The organism is Ramlibacter ginsenosidimutans, assembly GCF_016654015.1.
In the GTDB taxonomy this organism is placed as follows: Bacteria; Pseudomonadota; Gammaproteobacteria; order Burkholderiales; family Burkholderiaceae_C; genus Ramlibacter; species Ramlibacter ginsenosidimutans.
In genome coordinates this window covers 263,321-290,109 of the sequence record NZ_JAEPWM010000005.1, presented here as the reverse complement: position 1 = coordinate 290,109, position 26,789 = coordinate 263,321, and the positions used below count along the sequence as shown (strand labels likewise).

The 26,789-nt window shown below is 69.2% G+C and carries 25 protein-coding genes; 14 read left to right on the top strand and 11 right to left on the bottom strand.

Going from position 1 to position 26,789, the window contains the following annotated elements; all coding sequences use genetic code 11:
- The first annotated feature begins 3 nt into the window (after positions 1–3).
- Positions 4–1,374 carry an MmgE/PrpD family protein gene (locus JJB11_RS14480; protein WP_201172409.1) on the top strand — a complete coding sequence of 457 codons (1,371 nt, stop codon included), beginning with the start codon at positions 4–6 and terminating at the stop codon, positions 1,372–1,374.
- Here JJB11_RS14480 and JJB11_RS14475 read toward each other — a convergent pair.
- From JJB11_RS14475 to JJB11_RS14455, 5 genes are all read right to left on the bottom strand, one after another.
- Positions 1,338–2,516 (bottom strand): aminotransferase class I/II-fold pyridoxal phosphate-dependent enzyme, encoded by a 1,179-nt coding sequence (locus JJB11_RS14475; RefSeq protein WP_201172407.1) that lies wholly within the window; start codon positions 2,514–2,516, stop codon positions 1,338–1,340. The two genes, JJB11_RS14480 and JJB11_RS14475, sit on opposite strands and share 37 nt — an antisense overlap.
- A gap of 94 nt (positions 2,517–2,610) precedes the next feature.
- Complete coding sequence (locus JJB11_RS14470) at positions 2,611–3,600, bottom strand: quinone oxidoreductase family protein (RefSeq protein WP_201964853.1); 990 nt, start codon at positions 3,598–3,600, stop codon at positions 2,611–2,613.
- On the bottom strand, positions 3,597–4,577 hold the full coding sequence (locus JJB11_RS14465; RefSeq protein WP_201172397.1) for a Bug family tripartite tricarboxylate transporter substrate binding protein: 981 nt from the start codon (positions 4,575–4,577) through the stop codon (positions 3,597–3,599). Before JJB11_RS14465 ends, JJB11_RS14470 begins: the two co-directional genes overlap by 4 nt.
- Before the next feature lie 29 nt (positions 4,578–4,606).
- The gene (locus tag JJB11_RS14460) at positions 4,607–5,800 is read right to left on the bottom strand and encodes a CoA transferase (RefSeq protein WP_201172394.1); all 1,194 of its coding nucleotides are present in this window, start codon (positions 5,798–5,800) and stop codon (positions 4,607–4,609) included.
- Between the two features lies 1 nt (position 5,801).
- Entirely contained in the window at positions 5,802–6,584 is a 783-nt protein-coding gene (locus JJB11_RS14455) for an enoyl-CoA hydratase/isomerase family protein (protein WP_201964852.1), read from the bottom strand.
- Positions 6,585–6,656: 72 nt separating this feature from the next.
- Between JJB11_RS14455 and JJB11_RS14450 the strand changes: the two genes are divergently transcribed.
- The 5 genes from JJB11_RS14450 (at position 6,657) to JJB11_RS14430 (ending at position 9,664) form a co-directional block, all read left to right on the top strand.
- Positions 6,657–7,412, top strand: a complete 756-nt coding sequence (locus JJB11_RS14450; protein WP_201172391.1) for an IclR family transcriptional regulator — start codon at positions 6,657–6,659, stop codon at positions 7,410–7,412.
- Positions 7,413–7,503: 91 nt separating this feature from the next.
- The gene (locus tag JJB11_RS14445; protein WP_201172388.1) at positions 7,504–8,256 is read left to right on the top strand and encodes a Crp/Fnr family transcriptional regulator; all 753 of its coding nucleotides are present in this window, start codon (positions 7,504–7,506) and stop codon (positions 8,254–8,256) included.
- 94 nt (positions 8,257–8,350) lie between these two features.
- Positions 8,351–8,635 carry a hypothetical protein gene (locus JJB11_RS14440; protein ID WP_201172386.1) on the top strand — a complete coding sequence of 95 codons (285 nt, stop codon included), beginning with the start codon at positions 8,351–8,353 and terminating at the stop codon, positions 8,633–8,635.
- Positions 8,632–9,453, top strand: coding sequence for a response regulator (locus tag JJB11_RS14435; protein WP_201172385.1), 822 nt, complete (start codon positions 8,632–8,634; stop codon positions 9,451–9,453). Before JJB11_RS14440 ends, JJB11_RS14435 begins: the two co-directional genes overlap by 4 nt.
- Before the next feature lie 37 nt (positions 9,454–9,490).
- Positions 9,491–9,664, top strand: a complete 174-nt coding sequence (locus tag JJB11_RS14430) for a histidine kinase (protein WP_201172375.1) — start codon at positions 9,491–9,493, stop codon at positions 9,662–9,664.
- 45 nt (positions 9,665–9,709) lie between these two features.
- Here JJB11_RS14430 and JJB11_RS14425 read toward each other — a convergent pair whose 3' ends face one another.
- The gene (locus tag JJB11_RS14425) at positions 9,710–10,117 is read right to left on the bottom strand and encodes a hypothetical protein (protein ID WP_201172371.1); all 408 of its coding nucleotides are present in this window, start codon (positions 10,115–10,117) and stop codon (positions 9,710–9,712) included.
- Between the two features lie 326 nt (positions 10,118–10,443).
- Between JJB11_RS14425 and JJB11_RS14420 the strand changes: the two genes are divergently transcribed.
- The 6 genes from JJB11_RS14420 to JJB11_RS14395 all read left to right on the top strand — a co-directional run bounded on the left by JJB11_RS14420 (position 10,444) and on the right by JJB11_RS14395 (position 19,302).
- Positions 10,444–12,381, top strand: coding sequence for a carbohydrate binding domain-containing protein (locus JJB11_RS14420; protein WP_201172368.1), 1,938 nt, complete (start codon positions 10,444–10,446; stop codon positions 12,379–12,381).
- Between the two features lie 620 nt (positions 12,382–13,001).
- Positions 13,002–15,101, top strand: coding sequence for a carbohydrate binding domain-containing protein (locus JJB11_RS14415; RefSeq protein WP_201172367.1), 2,100 nt, complete (start codon positions 13,002–13,004; stop codon positions 15,099–15,101).
- A 165-nt stretch (positions 15,102–15,266) separates the two neighbouring features.
- Positions 15,267–15,740 carry a MarR family winged helix-turn-helix transcriptional regulator gene (locus JJB11_RS14410; RefSeq protein ID WP_201172364.1) on the top strand — a complete coding sequence of 158 codons (474 nt, stop codon included), beginning with the start codon at positions 15,267–15,269 and terminating at the stop codon, positions 15,738–15,740.
- Between the two features lie 49 nt (positions 15,741–15,789).
- Complete coding sequence (locus JJB11_RS14405) at positions 15,790–17,022, top strand: MFS transporter (protein WP_201172362.1); 1,233 nt, start codon at positions 15,790–15,792, stop codon at positions 17,020–17,022.
- Between the two features lie 251 nt (positions 17,023–17,273).
- Positions 17,274–18,497, top strand: a complete 1,224-nt coding sequence (locus tag JJB11_RS14400) for a YncE family protein (RefSeq protein WP_201172360.1) — start codon at positions 17,274–17,276, stop codon at positions 18,495–18,497.
- Between the two features lie 229 nt (positions 18,498–18,726).
- A complete protein-coding gene (locus tag JJB11_RS14395) occupies positions 18,727–19,302 on the top strand; it encodes a BPSL1445 family SYLF domain-containing lipoprotein (RefSeq protein ID WP_201172358.1) in 576 nt (191 codons plus the stop codon).
- Between the two features lie 61 nt (positions 19,303–19,363).
- On the opposite strand, the gene JJB11_RS14390 is transcribed toward JJB11_RS14395, so the two are convergent.
- Together JJB11_RS14390 and JJB11_RS14385 are read right to left on the bottom strand one after the other, a co-directional pair.
- Positions 19,364–19,594, bottom strand: a complete 231-nt coding sequence (locus JJB11_RS14390; RefSeq protein ID WP_201172356.1) for a hypothetical protein — start codon at positions 19,592–19,594, stop codon at positions 19,364–19,366.
- An 86-nt stretch (positions 19,595–19,680) separates the two neighbouring features.
- Positions 19,681–20,952, bottom strand: a complete 1,272-nt coding sequence (locus tag JJB11_RS14385; RefSeq protein ID WP_201172354.1) for an ATP-binding protein — start codon at positions 20,950–20,952, stop codon at positions 19,681–19,683.
- A 177-nt stretch (positions 20,953–21,129) separates the two neighbouring features.
- On the opposite strand from JJB11_RS14385, the gene JJB11_RS14380 reads away from it, so the two are divergent.
- Complete coding sequence (locus JJB11_RS14380) at positions 21,130–21,357, top strand: hypothetical protein (RefSeq protein WP_201964851.1); 228 nt, start codon at positions 21,130–21,132, stop codon at positions 21,355–21,357.
- Positions 21,358–21,405: 48 nt separating this feature from the next.
- Here JJB11_RS14380 and JJB11_RS14375 read toward each other — a convergent pair whose 3' ends face one another.
- Positions 21,406–22,509, bottom strand: a complete 1,104-nt coding sequence (locus tag JJB11_RS14375) for a medium chain dehydrogenase/reductase family protein (RefSeq protein ID WP_201172350.1) — start codon at positions 22,507–22,509, stop codon at positions 21,406–21,408.
- A 166-nt stretch (positions 22,510–22,675) separates the two neighbouring features.
- The gene (locus JJB11_RS14370) at positions 22,676–23,302 is read right to left on the bottom strand and encodes a cation efflux transmembrane domain-containing protein (protein WP_201172348.1); all 627 of its coding nucleotides are present in this window, start codon (positions 23,300–23,302) and stop codon (positions 22,676–22,678) included.
- A 117-nt stretch (positions 23,303–23,419) separates the two neighbouring features.
- On the opposite strand from JJB11_RS14370, the gene JJB11_RS14365 reads away from it, so the two are divergent.
- Positions 23,420–24,679, top strand: coding sequence for a benzoate/H(+) symporter BenE family transporter (locus JJB11_RS14365; protein WP_201172346.1), 1,260 nt, complete (start codon positions 23,420–23,422; stop codon positions 24,677–24,679).
- Between the two features lie 13 nt (positions 24,680–24,692).
- Here JJB11_RS14365 and JJB11_RS14360 read toward each other — a convergent pair whose 3' ends face one another.
- Positions 24,693–26,720, bottom strand: a complete 2,028-nt coding sequence (locus JJB11_RS14360; RefSeq protein ID WP_201172343.1) for a hypothetical protein — start codon at positions 26,718–26,720, stop codon at positions 24,693–24,695.
- Positions 26,721–26,789: the final 69 nt, after the last annotated feature.

Genomic DNA, 26,789 nt, shown 5'->3' with positions numbered 1-26,789 from the left:
GCCATGGCCGGACTCACGCAGGCGCTCGGCGCCTTCATCGCCGGACTGCGCAGCGAGCAGGTCCCCGCGGAAGCGATCGCCACGGTGCGCCGCGGCATCGCGGACACGATCGGCGTCGCGTTCGCCAGCGTAAACGAGCCGGTGCTCGGGCATGCGCTGGCGACCGTGGCGAGCGGCGCGTCCGGCGAGGCGCGGCTGTGGACCTCGGCCGCATTCGCGACCTCCGCCGACGCAGCTTTCGTGAATGCCGTCGCCGGCCACGCGCTGGACTTCGACGACACCGGACTGGACGGCCATCCGAGCGTGGTGCTCGCCCCCGCGGTGCTCGCGGAGACGCAGCGGCTGGGAGGCACGTGGCGCGACGCCGTGACGGCTTATGTCGCAGGTTACGAGACCTGGGCCGAGCTGATCGGCCGCGACCCCGACAAGCACCACGGCAAGGGCTGGCACCCGACCGCGGTGTTCGGAACCGTGGCCTGCGCGGCCGCGAGCGCCTGGTTGCGCCGCCTTTCGCCCGAGCAGGCCGCGCACGCGCTCGGCATCGCGGCGTCCATGGCCGCTGGCGTCGTGGCGAACTTCGGTTCGATGACCAAACCCTTGCAAGTCGGCTTCGCCGCGCGCAATGGCATCACCGCGGCCGCGCTGGCGCAGCGCGGGGTGACCGCGACGCCGGACGCGCTGGAAAGCCCGCGCGGCTTGCTGGCTGCGGTCTCACCGGCGGGCCGCGTCCGCCTGGACGGTCCCTGCAACGCCGGCGCGCCCTGGCAGATCGTGCAGCAAGGGCTGAACGTCAAGCGCTATCCGGCCTGCTATGCGACGCACCGCATCATCGATGCGGCGCTCTCCTTGCGCGCGGACCTCGCCGGCCGCACGGCGCAGATCGAGGAGGTCCTCGCCGAAATCGGGCAACTGCAAGCCGCCATGCTGCGCGCCAGCCGCCCGGTGACGGGACTGGACGCGAAGTTCAGCGCGGAGTTCACGATTGCCTGCGCGCTCGCGCGCGGCCACGTGGACCTGCAGGACCTCACGGATGCGAGCGTCAACGCAGCCGACCTGCAGCAACTGCTGCGCAAGGTGCGCGTGGTCACGCAGGACGAGCGCGACGCGCAGGAGCCGCTGTTCTCTCCGGCGGACCGGCTCAGCGTGCGGCTGCGGGACGGATCCGTGCTGGAAGCGCAGCCGGTCCGGCGTGCCTTGGGCCACGCCAGCCGGCCGATCGGCGAGGCGGAGCTGCGGCAGAAGTTCCTGGCCTGCGCGGCAACGTGCCTGCAGCCGGCGCAGGCGCAGGCATGGTGGGACGCTGCCTGGGCCGCGCTGGAAAGGCCCGTGGTCCTGGGTCAGGCCGAATACCAGTCCTGCACCGCCGCCACGTAGCGCTCCACGCCTTCGGCGACGGTCGCCGCATCGAGCGCACCGAAGGACAGGCGCTGGTAGTTGTCATTGCGCGTGTCCCCGAGGCCGAACGCGAAGCCGGGGATGGTCGCGACCTTGTGCTTCTCGATCATCGCCCGGTTGAAGGCCAGCGGCTCGTCCACGCCCGGCAGGCGCATGAGCACGTAGAAGGCGCCCTGCGTGCGCGGAAAGCGCGCCAGGTCCCCGAGCTTTTCGAGCGACTTGTACACGCTGGCTCGCACGCGCGCGAGCGCGTCCACTTTCGACTGCACCCAGGGCTTGCCGAGGCGCAGCGCCTCCAGCGCCAGCAATTGCGACGGCACGGGCGCGCAGATCAGGTTGGTGTCCTGCACCTTCTCCATGGAGGCCGCCAGCGCGTTCGGGAACACGACGTACCCCACGCGCCAGCTCGCCATGCCGAAGTTCTTGGAGAAGGAATAGAACGACAGCGTGTGCGCATGCGCGCCCGGCAGCGAGCCGGGAGAGAAATGCCGGGCGCCGTCGAACGTGAAATATTCGTAGGCCTCGTCGCTGAAGTGATAGATGCCCGCGCGCGCGCACAGCGCGTTGACCGCGCGCAGGTCGGCTTCGCTGTAGACCGCGCCCGTCGGGTTGTTCGGCGACACGGTGACGATCGCGCGCGTGCGCGGCGTGATCGCGGCGGCGAGCGCGTCCACGTCCAGCGACCAGTCGGTGCGCGTGGGCACCCGCACCGGCTCGCAGCCGCACATGCGGATCGCCATCTCCTGGTTGAAGTAGAAGGGCGTGGGCAGGATGAACTCGTCGCCGGGATCGGCCACCGCCAGCACGCTGTTCAGGAAGGCCATGTTGCTGCCCGCAGTCACCATCACCTGCGACACGCCCTGGGTCTGCAGGCCGTTCTCGGCGGCGAGCTTGGCGCGGAGGGCTTCCACCAGCGGCGCGTAGCCCATCACGGGCTGGTACTTGTGCAACTGCCCGTCGGCCATCAACTCCGGCAGGCGGGCGATCGCCTCGGCCGGCGGGCCGAAACTGACCACCCCCTGGCCGAGCGAGATGGTGCCGGGCGTCTGCCGCGTGAGGGCGGCGATGGTGGGAATGATGGGCGCGTCGACGCGCTGGATGCGCTGGGCTGGAGGCTTCATGGGGTCGTCGTACGAAGGTGTGCGCCGATGATAAGCGGGTACCTCGGCCCCGGGCCGGCAGCGCCAAGGACGGTGCGACGTGAAGAGGTCCGCTTCATTCCATCCGCAGCACGATCTTGCCGACGTGCTCGCCCGCTTCCATCGCGCGGCGCGCATCCTCCAGCGCATCGAACGCGAACACCTTGTCCACCAGCGGCACGAGCCGTCCTTGCGCGAGCCACGGCAGGAGGTCGCGGGCCAGGGCAGCCGCGGCGTCGATGCGGTGCTGCAGCGTGCGCAGCTTGTTCGACACGCCGAACAGCTGCAGCCGCTTCGCGTGCAAGGCCATCAGGTCCAGCTCGGCCCGCACCACGCCGTCCACGTAGCCCACGGTGGCGAGCCGCGCTTCGAAGCCCATGGCTTCGATGCAGGCGCCGAACAGCGAGCCGCCGACGGTGTTCACGACCAGGTCGACGCCGCGCCCGCCGCTCGCTTCGAGCACCGCCGGCACGAAGTCCGGCGCGCGCGTGGCCAGGGGCACGTCCAGGCCGAGGGCTTGCAGGCGCTGCAGCTTTTCGGGCGACCGGGAGGTTCCCATCACGCGCGCGCCGATCGCCTTCGCCACTTGCAAGGCCGCCACGCCCACGCCGGAGGAGATGCCGGTGACCAGCATCCACTCGCCCGCGCGCAGCCGGCCTTGCGCGATGAGCATGTCGTGCGCGGTGAGATAGGTGACGGTCGCACACGCAGCCTGTTCCCAGGACAGGCGTTCCGGCACGACGCACGCCTCGCCCGCTTGCATCAGGCCGTGCTCCGCAAAGGCACCGTCGCAGCGGCCCATCACGCGGTCGCCGGGCGCGAAGCCGGTGACGCCCGCGCCGACCTCCGTCACCTCGCCGGCGGCCTCGAAGCCGGCCGGTCGCGCCGTGCCGCTCGCGTGCAGGCCATGGCCGGCGATGAACTCGCCGCGGTTCAGCGCGGCGGCCCGGATGCGCAGCGCCAGCTGCCCCGGGCCCGGTCGCGGGACCGGTACTTCGCGCTGCTCCAGCGCGATGGCGCCCGGCTCGGGGCGGATCCACCAGGATTTCATCGTGTCGGTGCTCATTGGCGTTCGATCTTTGCCTGCTGCACGACGTGGGTCCAGCGCTCCATGTCGCGCTTGATCTCCGCGCCGAACTGCTCCGGCGAAACGGCACGGACGTCGTAGCCTGCCTTGTTCAGTCGCGCCACCACGTCCGGGTCGCGCAGCACCTGCTCCGAAGCCTGCTGCAGGCGGGCGAGCACGGGGCGCGGCACCGCAGCCGGCGCCACCACGCCGTACCAGACCTCGTACGGATCCGAAACGACGCCGGTCTCCATCACCGTGGGCACCCCGGGCAGGTCGCTCGATCGCTGCGCGCCCGTGACGGCCAGCGCGCGCAGCTTGCCCGATTGCACGTAAGGCACCATGGGCGCCGCGGTGGAGATGATGAAGTCCACCTGGCCGCCGACGGTGTCGGAGATCGCGGGTGCCGTGCCCTTGTAGGGAACGTGATTGAACTGCGCGCCCGTGTTCAGCGCGATCAGCTGCCCGTACAGGTGCGGCCCGGTCCCCACGCCGGGCGACGCGTAGTTCAGGGACCGCGTCTTCGCGAGCGCGATCAAGTCCTTCAGCGTCTGCACCGGCAGCGAGGGCGTGGCCGCGATCAGCGACGCCGAACTCGCCACGCGCGCGACCGGCGCGAAGTCACGCATCGTGTCGAAGCGCAGCGACTTGAACAGGGCGGGGTTGGTCGCCAGGAACTCGTTGCCGAACAGCAGCGTGTAGCCGTCGGCCGCCGCGTGCGCCACGGCTTCGGCGCCGATGTTGCCCGAGGCGCCGGGCTTGTTGTCGACGACGATGGGTTGGCCCAGCACGGACGCGAGCTTCTCGCCGTACACGCGGGCGGCGTTGTCCGCGCCGCCGCCGGGCGGGAAGGGCACGATCATGCGGATCGGCCGCTCGGGCCAGGCCTGCGCGAGGGCACGGCCACCGGCGAGGGCCCAGGTGCCCAGTGCCAGCACGGCACGGCGGCCAACGGGATGCGAAAGCGAATCGAACATGGCTGTCTCCTTTTTTGGTGGTTCGGGTTTCAGACGACGCCCTGCTCGCGCAGGCGCCGGATCTCGTGCTCGGCGAAGCCGGCTTCGCGCAGGACTTCGTCGCTGTGCTCGCCGCAATCGGGTGCAGCCGCCTGCACCGAAGCCGGCGTGCGCTGCAGGTGCACCGGCTGCGTGATGAAGGTGCAGGTCGTGCCCGAGCGCGTCGTGGCCTGCGCGGTCGCGCCCATGTGGCGCACCTGCGGGTCGTCGAACACCTGCGGCACCGAATACAGCGGGCCGGCCGGAACGCCCGCACGATTGAGCCGGTCGACCCAGTGGGCCACCGGCTGGGTCGCGAACACGGCCTCGATCTCCTGCGTCAGCGCAGCGCGGTTCGCGATGCGCGCGCGCTCGGTGGCGAAGCGCTCGTCGACGATCCACTCCGGGTGCTCCAGCGACTCGCAGAAGCGGCGCCAGTTGCCGCTGCCGGCCACGCCGATATTGAGGCTGCCGTCGCGCGCCCGGAACAGGCCCATGGGGCTGGCGGTCGGATGGTCATTGCCGCACGGCTGCGGCACTGCGCCTTCGTTCAGGTAGCGGGCGGCCTGGAAATCCATCATCGCGATCATCGAGTGCAGCAGCGACGCGTGCACCCACTGGCCCTGCCCTGATCGCTCGCGCTCCAGCAACGCGGCGAAGATGCCCAGGGCCAGGTACAGCCCGGTGCTCGAGTCGGCGACGGCGATGCCGGCACGCACCGGCTGGCCGGGAAAGCCGGTGACGGACGTCAGCCCGCCCATGCCCTGGATCACCTGGTCGAAGCCGGGACGGTTGGCATAGGGGCCGTCCTGGCCGAAGCCCGAGATGCTGGCCAGGATGATGCGCGGATTGATCGCCTGCAAGGACGCATAGTCGAGGCCCAGGCGCGTCTTCACGTCGGGCCGCCAGTTCTCCACCAGCACGTCGGCGCCGGCGACCAGGCGGCGCAGGACGGCCATGCCTTCGGGTGTCTTGAGGTTCAGCGTCATCGAGCGCTTGTTGCGGTTCAGGTTCTGGAAGTCGCCGCCTTCGCGCTGGTCCACGAACATGTTGTCGTTCGCGTCGATTCCCGGCGGCGGCTCGATCCGGATCACGTCCGCGCCGAAGTCCGCGAGCACGCGCACGCAGGTGGGGCCGGCTCGCACGCGCGACAGGTCGAGCACGCGAAACGGGGCGAGCGCCTCGCCGGCCTGGATGCGCGGCACGTCAGCGCCCCTTCCATTGCGGCCGGCGCTTCTCGCCGAAGGCGCGCTGCGCCTCGGCGAAGTCTTCGCTGGCCATCGTGCGTTGCGCGCGCGCGCGCAACTGCTGCACGTCCCATTCGCCGCGGGCGAGTTCGTTGAGCGAGCGCTTCAGGCTCTCCAGCGCCAGCGGCGCCAGCGACGCCACTTGGGCGGCCAGTGCCTCCACCCGCGCCGGCAGCGCCGCGCGCGGCAGCAGCTCCTGCACGTAGCCCACGCGCAGCAGCGTCTGCGCATCGATCGCCTCCGCCGTGAGGAAGGCGCGCTTGGTGAAGTTCACGCCCAGCCGCGACACGTAGCGGCGCAGCCCGCTCGGGTAGTAGTGCATGCCCAGCGCGGCGGCCGGCATGCGCATCTCGATGCCCTCGGACGCGATGGCGAGATCGCAGGCGAGCACGAGGTCGGTCGCGCCGCCATACACGCTGCCTTCGAGCACGCACAGCGTGACGACGCGCAGCCGCTCCAGCGCGTCCACCACTTCCTCGAACGACACAGGGGGCGGGCCGGCCTGGAAGTCGCCGATGTTGTAGCCGGCGCTGAAGACGGGACGATCCGCCAGCACATGCGCATCCAGCACCAGCACGCGCAGGTCCGGGTCGGCGTCGATGCGGCGGAAGCTCTCCATCAGGAACGCAAGGTCTTCGTTGTGCAGGCGATTGCGGTGGGCGGGGCGGCGCAGCGTCAGCCGGGCGACGCCCTGCGCCACCTCCAGCTGCGGCAAGCGCGATTCGGGGACGATGGTGCTCATGGCCCGCAGCTTACGGGGCCCGGCCGCCCCAGGGCGCAAAATCACATATGTGATCAAAGATCAGGAGTGTGAATGGCCGAACCGGGCGTGAAGTCGGCGCGCCGCGCCATGGAGCTGCTGGAGTTCTTCGCCGAGTGGCGGCGCCCGGCCAGCGTGAAGGAGGTGTCGCAGTCGCTGGGCTGGCCCCAGTCCAGCACCTCGGTGTTGCTGCGGGCGCTCGCCGACGCGGGCTTCTACGACCAGGACGCGCGCACCGGCATGTACGCGCCCAGCGTGCGCATCCTGCTGGCCACCGAGTGGATCGGCGAGCAGCTGTTCAGCGAGAAGAGCCTGCTGCGCCTGATGGAGAAGGTGCACGAGCAGACCGGGCACACGGTGATGATCGGCGCGCAGCACGGCGTGCACGTGCGCTACCTGCACGTCCTGCAGGCCACGCGGGAGGGCCGCTTCACGGCCAGGATCGGCTCGCTGCGCCCGCTGTTCCGCAGTGCCACGGGCAAGATGCTGCTGACGCTCAAGCCCGAGCGCGAGATCGCGCTGCTGCTGCGGCGGGCCAATGCCGCCGAGACCGACGCGGCACGGGTCATGACGCTGCAGGACGTCTTGCGCGAGCGCGAGCAGGCGCGGCGCAACGGCCATGCGGTGTCGCTGGGCACCTCCGAACCCGGCGCGGCCGCCGTGGCGGTCCTGCTGCCGGTGCCCCCCGGCGAGCGGCCCATGACCTTGAGCGTGGGCGGCCCGATGCGGGATGTGGTGAAGGAACAGGCCAGGCTGCTGAAGGCGCTCCAGGACGCGGTGGGGCCGATCCGGGCGGCGGTACGGCAGTAGGGCTCGTCCGCGATGCGGTGCGTCCGCCACCGTACAGACCGCGCAGCTGCAGAGGCGCATTCTGGCCAATTCACGCCCGATTGAACCCAGCATGCTTGCGCCTCACAGCACCACGCAGAACCACCTGCTCGCGGCGTTGCCCGAACTCGAATACGCACGCGTCGCGCCGGACCTGGAGCTGGTGTCGATGCCGCTGGGCGAGGTGCTGGGGGAACCGGGCCGGGCGATGCAGTACGTCTACTTTCCGACCACCTGCATCGTCTCGCTGCTGTACATCCTCAAGGACGGCGCCTCCGCGGAAATCGCGGTCGTGGGCAACGAAGGCATCGTCGGCATCTCGCTGTTCATGGGCGGCGGCTCGACCTCCAGCCGGGCCGTCGTCCGCGGCAGTGGCCACGCGTATCGCATGAAGGCGAACCTGCTGCTCAAGGAGTTCGAACGCGGCGGCCCGGTGCAGCGGCTGCTGCTGCGGTACACGCAGGCGCTGATCACGCAGATGACGCAGACCGCCGTCTGCAACCGCCACCACTCCGTCGAGCAGCAGTTGTGCCGCAGCCTGCTGCTCACGCTGGAGCGCCTGAACGGAACCTCCCTCACGCTCACGCACGAACTGATCGCCGGCGTGCTGGGCGTGCGCCGCGAAGGTGTCACCGAAGCGGCGGGCAACCTGCAGCGCGCCGGCCTGATCCGCTATGGCCGCGGGCACATCGAGGTGCTGGATCGGGCGGGGTTGCAGTCGGCCGCGTGCGAGTGCTACCGCGTGGTGAAGACGGAATTCGACCGCCTGCTGTCCGATATTCCGCGCGTCAACCCGCCCCCGGCCCCGCGCACGCACGGCCCCTGAAAGCGTCGAGCGCTGCGCGCCCGCACACGCGACCCCTCGCGCCTTCGTGCGCCAGCAGACAGACGCGCGCAGGGCGCTGGCTTACGGTTGGGCCATGCCTGCAACATCCCCCATCGTCAATGCGCGAGCGAACCGCGGACCCGCCGAAGCCTCGCGCCTGCACACCGTGCTGAAGGCCGAGGCGGTGCAGCAGGTGGATCTCACCAGCGCCAACTTCTGCATCATCGCCACCGACGAAGACGGGATCATCCGGCAGGCGCTGGACGCGGGCTTCTTCAACTACATGACCAAGCCGATCGTCGTCGGCCCGTTCATGGACGCACTGGGCATGGCCTTGACAGCCCACGCCGCCGCCACGACACGCAAGGACCCGCAATGATTGCCCGCACGGACATGCAGGCGGCCCGGATCCTGATCGTCGACGACCAGGAGGTGAACGTCTCCCTGCTGGGGCAGACCCTGCGGCAAGCCGGTTACCTGAACGTGGCGTCCACCACGGTGGCGGAAGAGGTGTGCGCGCTGCACCGACGCAACGACTACGACCTGATCCTGCTGGACCTGCAGATGCCCGGCATGGACGGTTTCCAGGTGATGGAAGCGCTCAAGACCAACGACCGCGACGCCTACCTGCCCGTGCTGGTGATCACCGCACAGCCCGGGCACAAGCTGCGTGCACTGGAGGCGGGCGCCAAGGACTTCATCAGCAAACCCTTCGACCTGCTGGAGGTCAAGATGCGCATCCAGAACTTGCTGGAAGTCCGCCTGCTATACCGGCAGCTGGATCTCCACAGCCAGGAACTCGAAGCGGCGGTGCGCGAACGGACGGCGGTACTGCGCGAAAGCGAGGCACGCTACCGCAGCCTGACCGAGCTGGCTTCCGACTGGTACTGGGAGCAGGACGCGGACGGCGCCTTCACGAAGGTGTCGGGGCCGGTGCTGGAGATGCTGGGGCTGCGGGTCGAGCCGCTGGGCGACACCGCGACCGCCAGCGCAGGCGCCGGCTGGAACGAAGCACAGCACAAGCACCTGCAGGAGGCGATCGCGGCCCGCCAGCCTTTCCTGGACTTCGTCTTCACCCGCGCCCGGCCCGACGGCACGCTGCAGAAATTCCAGGTGAGCGGCGAGCCGATGTTCGGGCCTGCCTGCAACTTCATCGGCTATCGCGGCATCGGCCTCGAGATCACGGACCGGAAGTAGACATGGGCGACGTACCGGGGTCGTGGGCCGAGGATCGGTGCGACGACGAGGTGAGGAGGGCGTCGACTCAGGCGGGCTGGGCATCGGCCTGTCGGTCGCGAAGGAACCGGTGACGGCGCACGAAGGCAGCGTGCTCGCCTTCAGCGACCGCGAAGCGGGCGGCAGCGAATTCGTGGTGCGCCTGCCGCTGGCCAGCGTCGGCCTGCCCTGATCGCGGCCCAGGGGCTCGCTGCGCGCGCGCCCCTATCAGCCCCTGTCAGTTACCGTAGTACCCGTACCCGTAGCCGTAGCCAGGGGTGGAATAGGCGGGCGGCGGAGCGTAGTACCCCGGAGGCGGTGCGTAATACGCCGGAGGCTGCGCGTAGGCGTACGGGTTCGCGGCCTGTGCGAGCACGGAGCCGGCGAGCGTCCCCAGCACCAGGGCGCCCACCACGTTGCCGTTGTCATGGCGGTAGCCGTAGTCGTAGCCATACGAGCGGTGGTCATAACGGGGAGCGGCGTAGCGCTGGTGGTCGGCCCACTGGCCGCGGCCCCCATGATCGCGTGGCTGGTGCTGCCATCCGGACTGGCGTCCGTCGTAGTGGCGGTAATCCTGGGCGAATGCAGCGACCGAGCCGAGCCCCAGGGTGGCGGCAACGGCGAGGGCAACAATTCTGGTGTTCATCATCGACTCCTTGTTGGACGCTTTCCAGTTCGGTGCCGGGGAGGGCGCGACAAGGGCTGGGCAGGCAAAGCTCCGGTGCACGCCGTAAGCGGATGCACAGTGCAGAGCCAGTTTTTGCTGCCGCGGTCCCAGTCGTTCCAGGCGCGAGACCCGCTTGGCGACAACGTCCGCGTGAGGCGCGTACCGGTGGCGTCCGGTTGGTCCTACATGGCGGAGAGTTACGTTCCTACCTTTTGATTGCACGTTTTCCCTCAATCTCCGGGCTCAGCCGACGGGCGTCTGAGCATTTCCGGCGCCCGTTCGAGCGCCTGAGCAGGAGAGGGAAAGTGAAAAAGTTTGCGGCAGTGGCAGTCTCGGTAATCGCTTCCATTCTGGTGTCGGGGTGCGGCGGCGGCGGCTCCACATCTTCCGGCTCGGCCACGAGCGCTCCTGCCGACCTCACCACGCGCGGTGGCATGGTGGCCTCGTCCAGGGCCGCCACGACTACCGTCGGCAACCTCCTCGCCAACCCGAGCTTCGAGTCCGGCATGGCGAATTGGGGCGACTGGGGCAATACGCAGGTCCTCGACGGCACGGGTGCGGCGGGCACCTTGCGTGCCTTGCGCGTCGGCACCGCTGCCGGCGGGGCCGCGCAGGACGTCACAGGCCTCACCACGGGCACGCGGTACCAGCTGAGCGTGCTGGCGCGGGTGAGCGATCCCTCGGAAACGGTGGTGGTCGGCGTGAACATGGTCGATGCGTCGGGCGTCAACCTGGCACAGGAAGCAGTGCGGGTCACGAACACCACCTACTCGCAAGCCAGCGTGGGCATCACGGCGCCCGCGAATGCACTCAAGGCCCAGGTCTACGTCTGGAAGAACAGCGGCGTCGGGTACGCGTTCGTCGACGAGCTCGTGTTCGCCCAGGCAAGTGCCTCCCCGCCGCCCCCGACCACCGGCGGCAACCTGATGTCCAACGGCGGCTTCGAGTCCGCGCTCGACGGCTGGCAGAACTGGGGCAACGCCGCAGTGGTGACGGGGCAGTCGAACTCAGGGCTGAACGCGGTGCGCGTGGGCACGGGCGCCGGCGGCGTGGGCAACGTGGTCTCCGGCATCCAGCCGGGCAAGTCCTACCGCTTCACCGGCCAGCTGAAGGTGAGCGTCGCCTCCGAAGTGGGACTGATCGGCCTCGCCTTCATGGACTCCCTCGGCAACCATCTGCTGGAGCAGAACGTGGCCGTGCGATCCACCAGCTACACGACCGCACAGCTGGACATGGTCGCGCCACCCAACGCCGATCGCGCCCTTGTGTACCTGTGGAAGAACGCCGGCACCGGTTTCGTTTACGCGGACGACATCACCCTGACGGACACGAGCGCACCCGTGACCGACTTCGGCATCGTGCCGCTGGGGGTGTGGCCGCATACGCTGTTGCAGGTCGGCCGCGCCAACGATGCGTACTGGGTGGAGGACGGCGTCTGGGGCGCCTGGCAGCTCACGCGCGGCAACTTCACGGACATCTACGGCTCGACGTACGAGCAGTACACCGGGGTGAGCCCGGTCACCGGGCCGAATGGCGAGGTCGCGGCGCGCATCGCATGGAAGTGGCCGATGTGCTGCAACGAGATCAAGAGCTTCCCCAGCATCATCGCCGGCCAGAAGCCGGGCTGGTTCAACACCTGGACCACGCCGGGCGGCTTCGACATCCTGCTGCCGGACGGGACGACGTCGCAGGTCTACCCCTCGGGCCGCACGCCGGGCACCTTCTTCCCGCTGCAGTTGCCGATCGTGTCGCTGAAGACAACGTACGACTACAAGCACATGAGCCCGCCCACGGGGCGCGGGCACCTGGCCTACGACATGTATCTCCAGAGCGTGCCGACGCAGTTCAACGGCTGGGGTCCGGGCATCAGCCACGAGATCATCGTGCCGCTCGACTACTGGGGCGGCTACGGCCAGTACCCGACGCGCAACCCGCAGTGGTACGACCACGATGTCACCATCGACGGCATCCTGTACCACGTCTACATCTTCAAGGATGCGACCGGACTCGTGCTCTCGACGTTCGGCGGCAGCTGGAAATTCATCGTGTTCGAGCCCGACAAGCCGATCCCGCCAGGCACGCTGGACCTGGCCAAGATCGTCAATTACGTGACGACCCGCAAGGACGTCTTCGGCAATCCCTGGGCCACGGGCCACGAATACCTGGTGAGCGCGGAACTGGGCGTGGAGACGCAGTACGGCACGGGCGACATCCAGGTGAACAACTTCCGCATCTGGCGTTGAGGCGGAACCGGCGCGTGCTGCGGCCGCGCCGGGATGACGGGCCCTGCGGCCGCGCCCGTTGACGGGCCCTGCGGCCGCACTCGGGCGGATCACGGCCGCTGCCCGCGGCGAAGTACGGCCGATGCGGAGAGCCATTCCCCAGTGCATGAGGAGCCCCGCGGCGCGCGGAACCTCCAGAAACACCCCTCGACCACCCTTCCCAGCCCAGGAATATTTCTCAGGCTCGAGTATCGCCGAGCAAGAGTGTGTGTCACCCCGTGTGCGGTGCAACAGCTGAAAGCTGCCTGAGCAGTCCGCGCCCCTGGCTCAACCGTTGGGGCGTTGGGGGACTCGCTTTACGGTAGCGGCATCCGCAGCATTTACGCTGCTGACCTTCCGTTGCCGAGCCGACCGCCCCCCGTCCACCGCTGTGCTAGCGAAGGGTGCGAATCCGTCCCCAGCAGCAGCGGCAAGCCGAGCCGAATGTAAGCCAACGGCTTAGCCTCCTTACGGTTTGTAGGAGCTACCGCAGTGTGGTGTAGGTCGCGTCTGACTACTATCCGCGGCGCGCCACACTGAGAAAGCACAACAGGAATTCGCCGGCTGGCGCTGCCGTCCCACCCTTTCCTCACTACATCCCGATGGAACGCAACAAGCAAACTTCAGCCTCAACCACGCGCACCCTCCGCTGGGGCAGCAGCGCGATCACGCTCGCCATGGTGCTCAGCGCCTGCGGCGGCGGCTCCAGCTCCGTCGGCTCGGCTGCCGACACGAGCGTGCCTTCCGATCTCTCCACGCGAGGCAGCCTGGCCGCCTCCGTCCGCGCGGCCATCGTGCCCGGCGGCAATGGCCTGGCCAACGGCGGATTCGAGTCCGGCATGGCGAACTGGGGCGACTGGGGCAATACCCTGGTCGTCGACGGCTCAGGTGCGTCGGGCACCTGGCGCGCCCTGCGCGTGGGCACCGCTGCCGGCGGTGCCGCCCAGGACGTCACGGGCCTCGTCGCTGGCACGCGTTACCGCCTCAGCGGCTTCGCCCTCGTGAGCGATCCCTCGGAAACGGTGATCCTCGGCGTCAACATGGTCGACCAGTGGGGCAACAACCTCGCGCAGCAGGCCGTGCGGATCACGAACACCGTCTACGCGCAAGGCAGCGTGGACATCACGGCACCCGCGAATGCGGTAAAGGCCCAGGTCTACGTCTGGAAGAACTCCGGTCCGGGCTACGCCTACGTCGATGAGCTCTCGTTCACCGCAGTGACCGGCGCCACGACGACCCCGACGACCCCGAGCGGCGCCGGCAACCTGGTGGCCAACGCCGGCTTCGAAGGCGGCCTCGACAGCAACTGGCAGAACTGGGGCAATGCCTCCACGGTGACGGGGCAGTCGAACTCCGGCTCCTATGCAGTGCGCATCGGCACCGGCGCCGGCGGCGTCGGCAACGTGGTGTCCGGCGTTCAATCCGGCCAGGCCTACCACATCACCGGCCAGGTGAAGGTGAGCGATGGCTCGGAGGTCGGACTCCTGGGCCTTGCGTTCCTGGACTCCCTGGGCAATCACCTGTCGGAGCAGAACGTGGCCGTGCGGTCCACCGGCTACACGACGGCACAGCTGGACATGGTGGCACCGGCCAACACCAGCCGCGCACTCGTGTACCTGTGGAAGAACGCGGGTAGCGGTTACGTCTATGCGGACGACATCACCGTGGCTCCTTCGGCCGGCACGAGCGCGCCTGCGCCTGCGCCCGCACCCGCGCCTGCGCCCGCACCCGCGCCTGCGCCCGCACCCGCACCTGCGCCGGCACCCGCACCCGCTCCTGCCCCGGCAACGGCACCCTCGGTCATCGACTTCGGTGTGGTGCCGCTGTCCTCCTGGCCCACCACCCTGCTGCAGACCGGCAACGCCTCGGATGCGTACTGGGTGGAAGACGGTGTCTGGGGGCCCGGGAGCCTGACGCGCGGCACCTACACCGGCATCTACGGTTCGACCTACGAGCAGTACACCGGCGTGAGCCCGAAGGTCGGGCCCAGCGGCGAGATTGCGTTCCGCATGGCGTGGAAGTGGCCCGTCGGCACCAGCGAGATCAAGAGCTTCCCCAGCGTCGTGAGCGGACAGAAGCCGGGCTGGTACAACAGCTGGACCAAGCCGGGCGGCTTCGACGTGCTGCTGCCCAACGGCAGCTACTCGCAGGTGTATCCCTCGGGCAAGACCCCGGGAACGTTCCTCCCGCTGCAGATGCCGATCGCGTCGCTGAAGACCCAGTTCAACTACCAGCACATGAGCCCGCCGTCCGGAATGGGCCACCTCGCGTACGACATCTTCCTGCAGAACACGTCCACGCAGTACAACGGCTTCGGCCCGGGCATCACGCATGAAATCATGATCCCGCTGGACTACTGGGGCGGCTACGGCACGTACCCGAACCGCAATCCGCAGTGGTACGACCATGACGTGACCATCGACGGCACCCTGTTCCACGTGTACATCGCGAAGGACGCCAGCGGCCGCGTGCTGGCGAACTGGAATGCCGGCTGGAAGTTCATCGTGTTCGAGCCGGATCGCCCCATCCCCGCCGGCACGCTGGACCTGGCGAAGATCATCAACTACGTCAGCACGCGACGGGACGTCTTCGGAACCCCGTGGGCCAACGGCAACGAGTGGGCGACCAGCGTGGAGCTCGGTGTCGAAGCGGCCCAGGGCACGGGCGACATCCAGGTGAACAACTACCGCGTCTACCGGTAAGCGCAGGGCGGCGCACGCCGCCATCAACAACCCGCAGCGGCCCACGTGGCCGCTGCGGCGTTTCTGTCTCCCCCAATTCCCGCTTCCGCCCCAGGGCCTCGCCACGACGGCCCTGCAGCCATCGAGATGCGAAGGTAACCTTCACAGGTCGCCTTCCTATCCACCATGGCTGCCGAACCTTCCGCCTCCGATTCCGCCCGACTGGCCGTCCAACTGCACGAGCTCGTCATCAAGCTGCGCCGGCGCCTGCGCGAGCAGGCGGATGCCGGCGACCTGCCGCCTTCGCAGGTGGCCGTGCTGCGCCGGCTGGAGCGCGAAGGCCCGATCACGGTGAGCGCGCTCGCGCGCGTGGCCGGCGTCCGCTCGCAGTCCATGGGTGCGACCGTCGCCGCCTTGCAGGCCGCCGGCCACGTGACCGGCGAGCCCGACCCCGCGGACGGCCGGCAGACGCTGCTGTCGCTCACGCCCGCCTGCCGCAGGTGGCTGCGCCAGAACCGCGCGGCCAAGCAGGACTGGCTGCTGCGTGCGATCGAGGGCGAACTCAGTGCGCGCGAGCAGCAGGAGCTGGCGCGCGCGCTGCCCCTGCTGCAGCGCGTCTCCGAAGCGCAGCCCGCGCACGCCACCCCGGGGAAATCCTGAAGTCCATGCCCGCCCGCCCGTTCGCCGCCGCCCTTCCCGTTCCCATCGCATGAGAGGCACCTTCCGTTCCCTCGCCGTCTACAACTACCGGCTGTGGGCGGGCGGCGCGCTCGTCTCCAACATCGGGACGTGGATGCAGCGCACGGCGCAGGACTGGATCGTGCTCACGCAACTGACGAAGCACGACGCTACCGCGGTCGGCATCGTGATGAGCCTGCAGTTCGGTCCGCAGTTCCTGCTGCTGCCGCTCACCGGTTACGTCGCGGACGGCCTCGAGCGGCGCAAGCTGCTGTTCTTCACGCAGGCCGCGATGGCCCTGCTCGCCGCCGGACTGGGCGCGCTGACGCTGATGGATGCCGTGCAGCTGTGGCAGGTGTACCTGTTCGCGTTCCTGCTCGGATGCGTCACCGCCTTCGACTCGCCCACGCGCCAGAGCTTCGTCGCCGAACTGGTGGGCGACGCGCACCTGTCGAACGCGGTCGCGCTGAACTCCACGTCCTTCAACGCCGCGCGCATGATCGGCCCCGCTGTGGCCGGCGTGCTGATCGCGGTGGTCGGCTGCGGTTGGGTCTTCATGCTCAACGCGCTGTCCTTCGTTGCGGTGCTCGCTGCGCTCGCGATGCTGCGGAAGGCGGAGATCCACCCGCGCCTTGCCGGCGCAGGCCAGCGCCGCGGCATCACCGACGGCATGCGGCACGTGTGGGGCCGGCCCGACCTGCGCGCCGTGGTCGTCATGTTCTTCCTGATCGGCGCCTTCGGCATCAACTTCCCGATCTACATCTCCACCATGGCGGTGTCGGTGTTCCACGTCGGCGCCGGCCAGTTCGGACTGCTCTCGTCGTCCATGGCGATGGGCTCGGTCGCCGGCGCGCTGATGGCGGCCGCACGCGAGAAGCCGCGCATGACGCTGCTGCTGTCGGGATCGCTGGCCTTCGGCACCTTCCTGCTGATCGCCGCCGTGATGCCGAGCTATCGCTGGTTTGCCGTGGCCCTGTTCTTCGTGGGCGTGGCGACGCAGACCTTCCCGACGACGGCGCATAGCGCGGCGCAGCTGTGGAGTGACCCGGCCCTGCGCGGGCGTGTGATCGCACTGGTGCTCGCCGTCTACGCCGGCAGCACGCCGCTGGGTGCGCCCCTGATCGGCATGGTGGCCGATACCTTCGGGCCGCGCTGGTCGCTCGCGGCAGGTGCCGCCTCGGGGTTCCTCGCCGCGCTCTTCGGGCTCCATTCACTGGCCCGTCAGCGCCGCACGCGCGTGCGTGTCCACGAACAGCGAACGTAGTGCGGACGAAGCCTCCCGGCATCGGCATATCGCAGTGCGAGGGAATCGGACCGGCGCTTGGGCGGGAGCGAAACTGACTGCCAGCCACTGCGCGCTACGCGGTTTGCATCTGTTACTTCACTGTCCAGCGCCGGCTCTGACCACGGCCTGACGCCATGCGGGCTCTCCCGGATGAAGGTCGCCGCACCGCGGCGTACGTTGTCTCTCGCTGTACGAAACGAACAGCGACCAACCCTAGGGAGACTACACATATGCGAAAGACGACAGGCTGGATCTCCGTCCTGCTGGCGGCACTGCTCGCCGGCTGCGGCGGCGGCAACGGCAGCGGCGGCAACGGAGAGCTGACGCCCCAACTGCTCCCCGTGAAAGGCGCGAGCGCCAACACGAACTTCAGCTTCGACATCTCGGCGGTGATGGGCAACCGCTACTACTTCACCGATCGCACCAATGCCGCCGTCGACGTGTTCGACACGAAGACCGGTGCGCAGGTCGCGCAGATCAAGGGAACCGGCGCGCTGGCGTTCGCCGGCCAGGGTGCGAGCAACGGCACGTCCGGGCCCGACGGCATCAACCCGGTGGGCAACCTGCTCTACGTGGGCGACGTGAACTCGGTGAAGATCGTCGATCCTGCGACCAACACGGTCGTCAAGAGCATCACGGTCGGCAACGAGAACGTGCGCGCGGACGAAGGCTGTGTCGACTCGGTGCACAACCTGTACATGGTCGCCACGCCGGAAGCCGCCACGCCGTACATGACCCTCATCAACACCCAGACGCAGGCAGTGGTCGCGAAGGTGACGTTCACCGATCGGTCCGGCAACCCGTCCGCCGGCCTCGAGGCGTGCGAGTACGACCCGAACACCGATGCCTTCTACCTCAACAACGACGGCACGACGGCCAACCCGCACGGCGAACTCACGGCCTTGTCGGGCGCGTCTGTCCGCGCGATCGCGAACGGAGCGACGGTGAACTACACCAACCTCGCCGGCACGCGCTCGTATGGACTCGGCAACTGCGACCCGACGGGCCTGGCGCTCGGCCCGGACAACGACATCGCGGTGAACTGCCGCGAGGCCACCCCGGACGCGTTGCTCGAACTGCTGATCATGGATCGCACCAACGGCACCGTGCTGGCGAACCTCAACGCGGGTGGCGGCGACCAGCTCTGGTATGCGCCCGAACGCAATCGCTACTACAACGCGGCCTCGCGCTGGACGGCCAGCGGCAAGTCTTCCGGCGCCGGCTGCACGAGCGCGTCGCCCTGCGTGCCGCGCCTGATCTCGATCGATGCGGGTAAGCGCAGGTTCGCCGGCATGGCCGACACCGGCAACAACGCGCACTCGGTCGCTTCCGACCCGGCGACATCGAACATCTTCGTTCCGATCTCCTCGGACACGGCGCCTGCGGGCTGCCCGACCTGCAAGAGAGGCACAGCGGGACTGCTCATGTTCACGCCGCCGCTCGACGGCCTCTGACCGAACCCCCGCTCGCGCCTTGCGTCCTGCGCACGTGATGCGCGAGCGGGGCGGCGGCGGGCGCCCCACGGTGAGGCGCCAGCCCTGCCTCTTCCATTGGCGAACAGCGATGAGCAAGCGCCGAGCTCATGCCCGTTCCCGACCGCAGCGCGCGCCCCGTGCATCACCCCCCAGCCGCGCCATCCAAGCGCATACTTATTTCCGCCCATCCACTCGCAAGGAGAAAGAGATGCTCGCTGGAAAGCGCATGAAGATCGCGGCGGCCGTAGCCTCCGCGTTGATGCTGGTCTCGGGCTGCACCGTGAACCAGGGCCCGCCCCAACCTTCGGACAGCACGAGGGAAGGCGTGGAAGAGGGAGCGTCCCGCACGATGGCGACGCTCTATGCGTCGGTGCCGGGTGCGCGCGACCTCGAACGCAAGGCAGTCGCCACGCTCGTCTTCCCGCGCATCCTCGAAGCCGGCTTGGTCGTCGGTGGCGAGCACGGACGCGGCGTCCTGCACGCCCGGGGGCGTCCGGACAGCTTCTACGACATCACCGGCCTGTCGGTCGGATGGCAGGCCGGCGCCCAGTCGAAGGCGATGGTCTTCATGTTCCTCACGCCGCAAGCGCTCGACAAATTCCTGGCCAGCCATGGCTGGACCGCCGGCGCGGATGCGTCGGTGGCGGTGGTGCGCGATGGCGCCAACGCCACGCTCGACACCTTGAGCGCGAAGAACGACGTTGTGGCCTTCGCGCTCACGAACTCGGGCCTGATGGCGGCCGCGAAGGTCGACGGGACGAAGATCACGCCGGTCGCGATGTAAGTGCGAAGCGCGCGCGGGCCGTCGCTGTCGGGCGGTCCGGCGCCTCACGGGCGAGGCTGGCCTAGCGTCCCTCGCGTGCGGCAGCGACTTCCGGGTCCTCCAGGGCACCGGCGGCCTGTTGGTCCCGCAGGCCGTCGACGAGCCACTCCAGGAAGCCCGCCACGTCGAGTGTCGGCGCTGCGCTCTCGCGCGTCGGGTATTCAACAGCATGCGCGGTGGTGTGATGCACACCGCTCGCCATCTGCACGAGCGCGAAGACTGCCACGGCGCAAAGGACTTGAGCAGGCGACATCAGGGTTCCACTCCTTCGCCAGCATTGTTGGTAAAGGAGGAAAGTTTTCCCTCGCCCGAACGGGTGAACGTTCGGGCTATTTGCTGTCAGCCTGCCGGCTTCGGGATCAGCGGCAGCGTGACCGTGAAGGTGCTGCCCTTGTCGGGGCCGTCGCTGGCGACATCCACTTCGCCGCCGTGGCGCGCCACCAGGTGGTGCACGAGCGTGAGGCCGATCCCGAGGCCGCCCTCGCTGCCGGGCGGCTTGGCCTCGCCCTGCACGAACAGCTCGAACACGTGCGGCAGCAGGTCGCTCGGGATGCCGATGCCGTTGTCCATCACCTTCACCACGGCGCGGTTGTCGGCGCGCGCCACGTCGATCTCGATCACGCCGCGCGTGGGCGTGTAGCGCGCCGAGTTCTGCAGCAGGTTGCAGATGACCTGGCGCAGGCGCGTGGCATCGGCCTCGACCCACAAGGGCTCGCCGCTCAGGTGCACCTTCAGGTCGTGGGCCTTTGCGGCGACGGCCGCCCCGCTCATCTCCACCGCGCTGGTGACCAGCGCATTCAGCTCGGACGGCGCCTTGCGCAACTGCACCTTGCCCTGGCTGACACTCGCGGCGTCCATCAGTTCGTCCACGAGCTTGGTCAGCTGTGCGGTCTGCCGCCCCATGACCTCGCAGCGCGCGAGCAACTCGGCGGCGGCAAGCTCCGGCTTGCGTCGCAGCAGCGCCAGGTTCATGTCCAGGGTGGAGAGCGGCGTGCGCAGCTCGTGGACGAGCGTCTTGACGAACTGGTTCTTGCGCTCGTCGGCCTGTTCCAGCGCCGCCTGCTTGTCGCGCAACTCCTGGTGGATCTTGAGCAGCTCGCGGTTCTGCTCCTCGAGCTCCTGGAGCGGCGAAGCCGGCTGGCGACGCGCGATTTCGGCGGCGATGCCCTGCACGTCTGCGGGCGAGAGGGTGCGCGCCCCGCGCGGCAAGTCGATCTCCATCCGCACCACGGTGCCGCCGGGCGGCGGGCACACGACCGACATGCGGTCCACCAGACGCCAGCTGCCGGCGAGGCCCGAGGACATGCGGCCCGATGGCAAGCGGACACCGCGGACGGCAGCATCGATGTCGCGGATGCCCGGACCGTCGTCGCTCACCTGTGCGACCAGGCACTGGCCCTGGGGCGCGGTGTCGGATGGCTCGATGCGGAACTCGAGCATCCCGCCGCCGGCGAAGTCGCGGGCGTTGCGCGCGATCTCGGAAACGGCCGTCGCCATCCGCGCCTGCTGAAGCCCCTCGAGCCCTACCAGCCCGGCCGTTTCCCGCGCATGCTTGCGGATGGTCGCGAGGTCATGGCTGGCGAGGTGGAGACGGAGGATGAGAGACTGCATGCCCGGGTACTGCGAGGGACAAGAGCAATGTACCCGATGGGGGCCACAGAACTGATGAGCCGCGCGCGCGCCGGGCATTGGGATGAGTCTCGCGCGAAGGCTGGTCCTGACGAGGCGGCCGCCCGTTGTGGTCGACGCAGCCGAGGCGTAGGCTGCCGGATGTCAAAGGAGCGCTGGATGGCTCGCATCATCGACCCGCTGGTGGCCGACCTGGTCGCATGGATCGGCAGCGGACGCCCCTACCTGGAAGTCATGGACGCGTGGAAGACGTCGTGCCCTCGCCTGCCCGTCTGGGAGGAAGCGAACGCCCGTGGCCTGTTGGCCCGCAGCCGCGACCGGAGCGGAACGGAATGGGTGCATCTCACGCCGGCGGGCGAAAGTCTGCTGCGCCAGGAGCGCGGATAGGGCAGCGCCACTCGTGCGCGAGGGCTACATCAAGACGTCGCCCGACGTTCATCCTGCCGCATCGGACAGCTCGGCCCGGCACGTGCCTGCGTCCTCGCGCATGGCAGCTTGGCGAGAGGGCTCATTGGGAATCAGGACGATCTTGCCGGTCACGCCGCCCTGCCCGAGCAGCTCCTGCGCCTGCCTTGCCTGCGCGAGCGGAAACCGCCTGAAGATGATCGGCCTGATCTTTCCCGTCCGGAGCAGGTCGAGCAGCGCACCCAGGTCCTCGCGGAACAGGTCGGGCCGGCGCCGCTTCAACCACTGGATGCTGTAGGGCACCACGCGTCTTCGTCCCGGAAGCACCCAGGCGGCTGCAATGTACAAGCCGTACATCGCGAGACCGCGCAGGCGGTGCGGACGCTCTCCGGTGATGCGCCCGCCGCGCAGCGATCCTGTGAGCCCGTACGCGATCACACGCCCCCCCGCACGCAAGGCCTCGCGCGAACGCCAGATGTGGGATCCTCCGATGCTGTCGAAGACCACGTCCAGCCCTTCTGGAACGAGCCGGTGGATTTCGCGCACGAAGTCCTGCTTCTCGTAGTCGATCGGCGTGGCGCCGTGCGCGGCAACGACCGCGGCGCCTGGCGCTGCACAGGTACCGTACATCTCCAGGCCCGCGAGCCGGCCCAGTTGCAGCAGTGCGGTTCCGACGCCGCCGGCAGCGCCGTGGACGAGCACGCGGTCGCCGCGCTTCACGTGGGCGGCGCGGTGCAGCATCTGCCAAGCCGTGACGTAGTTCAGGCCGATGCTCACGGCCTCGGCCGGGTCCACGCCGGGCGGCACGCAAAGCAGTTCTTCCCTGGGCAGGCAGACGTACTGCGCATACGCTCCGGTGATGGGCACTGCGGCGACGAGCTGGCCTTCGCGAAGGTCGCGCACTCTTGCGCCGACGCGATCCACGGTTCCCACGAGATCCCAGCCGGGCGTGAAGGGCGGAACGGGTTTTTCGGGATGAATGCCCTCGCGCATCATCACGTCGGGCAACGAAACGCCCGCAGCCAGCACGCGAACGCGCGCTTCATCCGGCTTGGGTTCGGGGCACTCCTCCTCGATCAACGACAGGACGTCAGGCCCGCCATACCGGGTGACGACGACGCGCATGTTCTTCATGGAGGGCCTCCCTGCGGGCGGCACTGCGCCTTCGGCTGAGGGAAAGGGTTCGTCGGCAGGCCAACCTGCCCACATGGCACGGATTCAATATAGGAACCCGTCGCGCACTGTCACTGATGCAGGTCAAAACGGGCGCGACCCGCTGCGCAAGGGCACGCTTCCGGCCTCACCCTGATGATGGGCCGCCGGCTTCCTCCTCCTCCTCGCCTTCCCACAATTCCCAGCCTTCGTGGATGACGAAGATGGCCAGGATCGCTCCCGCAAGAAGGTCGATGACGCGCCAGCCACTGGCAGCGACGAGCGCACCGGAGACCAGCACGCCCACGTTCACGAGAACATCGGCGCGCGTGTCGACCCAGGTCGCGCGCAGATGCAACTCGGGGCTCTGTCGGTACCGGCGCAAGGTGTGCAGGACGAAGCCGTTCACCAGGAGGGACAGGCAGGCGAACAGCATGATCCAGCCGCCGTGCGGCTCCGCGCCACCGGCCCAGCGATGCGCGACCTCCACGAAGACGCCGATCCCCAGCGCGATGAGCATGGTCCCGTTCCATCGCGCCGCTGCGCGCTGCAGCCGCTCGCTGCGTCCCACCGCGAGGAACGCGACCGCATAGCCGGACGCGTCGGCCAGCATGTCGAGCGCGTCCGCAAGCAATGCGGCTGAGTGGGCAACGCGCCAGCCGACCAACCCCACCGCGAACATGACGACATTGGCGACGAGCGCCGTCGCCAGGGTGCGGCGGTCGGCTTTCGTCTTCTCGTTGCGGATCGGTTGCGAGGTTTCTTCTTGGGTCATGGTGGGCAGGTGTCCAGCCGCGCATTCTGTCATCGCATGTCAGTGCGCCGGGCTGACGCAGGCAGGCACCCGTGACTGCGGCACAATCGCGCCCGTCGCCTCAACCTGGAGCCCGCCATGCCCCTGGAGTCCGTCCACAGGCCCCTTCCCGGACTGCGTCAGATGGTCTCCGATTCCGGCGGGCTCTATCTTGCCAACGCGGTGATCGGCTTCCTGTTCGCTGCCTCGGGGCCGGTCGCGATCATCCTCGCAGTCGGTGCGCGTGGCGGCCTGAGCGAATCGGACCTGTCGTCATGGATCTTCGGCGCGTTCTTCGTCAACGGGCTGATCACGCTTCTCTTCTGCACGCTGTACCGGCAGCCGCTCGTGTTCTTCTGGACGATCCCGGGCACCGTGCTGGTGGGCCCCGCGCTCGGCCACCTCCGCTGGGCCGAGGTCGTCGGCGCGTTCCTCGCCACGGGATTGCTCATGCTGGCCCTGGGCCTCTCGGGCTGGGTGCGGCGAGCCATGCAGTCCGCGCCGATGCCGATCGTGATGGGGATGGTGGCGGGCGTGTTCCTGCGCTTCGGCCTGGGCCTCGTGTACGCGGTGCGCGACGACGCCTGGATCGCGGCGCCGATGATCGTCGTGTTCGTGCTGCTCGGCGCCTCGGCCACATGGTCGCGCCGCATGCCACCGCTGATCGGTGCACTCCTCGCCGGGGCGGCGGCCATCGCCCTGCTCGGACAGTTCCACTGGAACGGCGGGGCGCTGCACGTGCTGGCCCACCCGACCGTGGTCGTGCCCGTGTTCTCGTGGCGCGCCATGGTGGAGCTGGTCGTCCCACTCGCGATCACCGTGCTCGTCGTGCAGAACGGCCAGGGCTTCGCCGTGCTCGATGCCGCGGGACACAGGCCGCCGATCAACGCGATCACCGTCGCCTGCGGCGCGGGTTCGATGCTTGCCGCGCTGGTCGGCACGGTCTCGACCTGCCTCACCGGCCCGGTGAACGCCATCATCTCGGGGTCGGGCGAGCACAGCCGCCACTACGCGGCCGGCATCGCAGTCGGCGTGCTGGCGCTGGCCTTCGGCCTCTTCGCCCCGCTGTTCACCCGCCTGATGCTGGCGGCCCCGCCCGCTTTCATCGCCACCCTCGCCGGACTCGCCATGCTGCGTGTGCTGCAGACGGCCTTCGGCGTCGCTTTCCGCGATCGCTTCACGCTGGGCGCGCTCGTCACGTTCATCGTCACCGTGGCCGACGTGCCGATCCTCAACGTCGGGGCACCGTTCTGGGCCCTGGTGATCGGCTACGCCGTATCGCGCCTGCTGGAGCGCAAGGACTTCGGCGCTGCCGTTGCTGGGGCAGCGGCCGCGAAGGCCGGCTCCACCGCGCGTTAGCGTCGCCGCCTGCTCAATTCGCCGTCGAAGGCGCGCCGTGCGTCATCAGGTGCAGCGGGAAGGGCAGCGGCCATTCACCGTCGACGCCGGAGCCTGACTCGCTGGGCAGGTCGAGCAGGGGCCACTCGCGCGGGCCAGCCCACAGCTTGTTGTTCCCTACGCGCGCGCACTGCGCCGGGTAGCTGTCGGTGCCGCCGAGGTCCATGAAGAGGGCCAGGCTCGGCAAGGTTTCGCGTGCGGTGCCCCACACGTGCATGGACGCCGCGCCGAATGCGCGGCACGAGGGCGAAGCGACGATGTAGCGGTCGTTGCCCGCGGCGTCGACGAAGATGCCCGTGGCGTTCGCGTACGCGCTCCCCAGGCTCATCCTCCCGACGGTGTACTCGTCGTCACCGCCCTCGTCCACGAACACGCCGACGGAGAAATCGCTCCCCGAGCCCAGCACCATCTCGTGCGTGGAGCGATAGATATCGTTGCCGACGCCGCGCTTCAGGAGAATCCCGGCGGCGGTGTGGACCCCGGAGCCCATCCCGTACCACGCCGTTGTGAAGTGGTCGTTGCCGCCGTCGTCGATCAACATGCCGAGGCCTTCGTAAAAGCCGAAGCCCTGCGCCATCAGCTGCGCTTCATAGCGATCGTTGCCCGCCAGATCCAGCAACAGGCCGATCCCGCCGGCGGTGGCGCGGCCGTCGAACAAATCCCCGCGCATGCCGTAGCCCGCGCCCTGCCCCATCGACGTGTTGCGGTCCGCGAGCTGCGGTGACGGCCGGACCAGCGGGTCGTTGCCTAGCGTGTAGCGGTCGTTGCCGCCGGTGTCGACCAGCACCGCGACGCCGCCCGGGCCGCCGCTGGCCTGCGAGTGGGTCTGCGCGGTGTACTCGTCGTCGCCACCGCCGCCCACCAGCAGCGCGAGGCCGCCGATCGCGTGGGCCTGCGAATGGCCGCTGGCCACGAAGCGGTTGCTGCCGCCCCCATCGACCAGCAAGGCCGCGCCGAAGAGCGCGGACGCCTGCGCCTGCTGCGTTCCCTCGTAGCGGTCATCGCCTTCAGTGTCCCAGAGGATGCCGTACCCCAGCGTTGCGCTGGACGGGTCGGCGCCGGGTGCGGCCGTCACATACCGGTCATTGCCGCCCTGGTCCAGCAGCACGCTGATCTCGTGCGTGTCGCTCGGTGGCAGGAACTCGTATTCGTCGTCGCCGCCGACATCGAGCACCAGCAATGGATCCTTCAGCCGGTAGCGGTTGTTGCGGCCGGTGGTGTCGACGACGATCCAGCCGAAAGGCGTTTCCAGCGACCACGCGACCGAAGGCAGCGCCGCTTCGCTTTTCACGAAACGCTGCAGGTGTTCGACGGCGCCTGCCAGGTCGAGCATCCCTGCGACGACGGCTTCGCGCTCGACCAGGGGCAACAGCTGCCGATAGTCCGGCGTCTCGAACGGCGTGAGCCGGCCGTCGAGCGCCTGCCGCCGCAGCAACTGCGGCGTCACGCCCGGGGGAAAGCGCTCGAACGCGCGTTGCAGGAAGGCGTGCGACTGCGCCATCGCGGCGAGGACACGCGCGAGCTCGTAGCGCAGGGGATTGGGAAGTTGTGCCTGGTCGGGCAGGACCGGCGCCCAGCCGGCCCCGGATTTCGTCGCAGCCATCCACGCCAGGCCGGCTGCCAGCGGGTCAGGCGCGGCGCGCAGCGATGCCTCGATCTCGCCCATGCCGAAGTCGATCGAGCGCTGCAAGCGCACGCCCCAGAGCGCCCCGGCCCAGCCGACCAGTTGATAGGGCGATCCGACCGCACCGCGCAAGGAATCTCCCAACGCACCGGCGCGGTACGGCGCATCGAGCGGCGCGGCCATCACCGCGCGGAAGAACGGCAGCTGCTGGGCGCGGGTCGGGGAGTTGTCGAGGAACGTCGGATCGGGAGCGCCGCGGGTCGTGGTGGCGCCGGCGCGCTGCAGCAGCTCCGGCAACGGGGACCGGTCCCTGGTTTGCGCGCCGGCAGGCGCCACGAGGGCGAGCGCGATCAGGAGGGCGGCCGGAAGTCCATGCATCGCCGGCTACTGTAGCAACGCGACGTGCAGGCCGGCCGGTTTCCTCCGCCGGGTGCTGCATCACGGCCA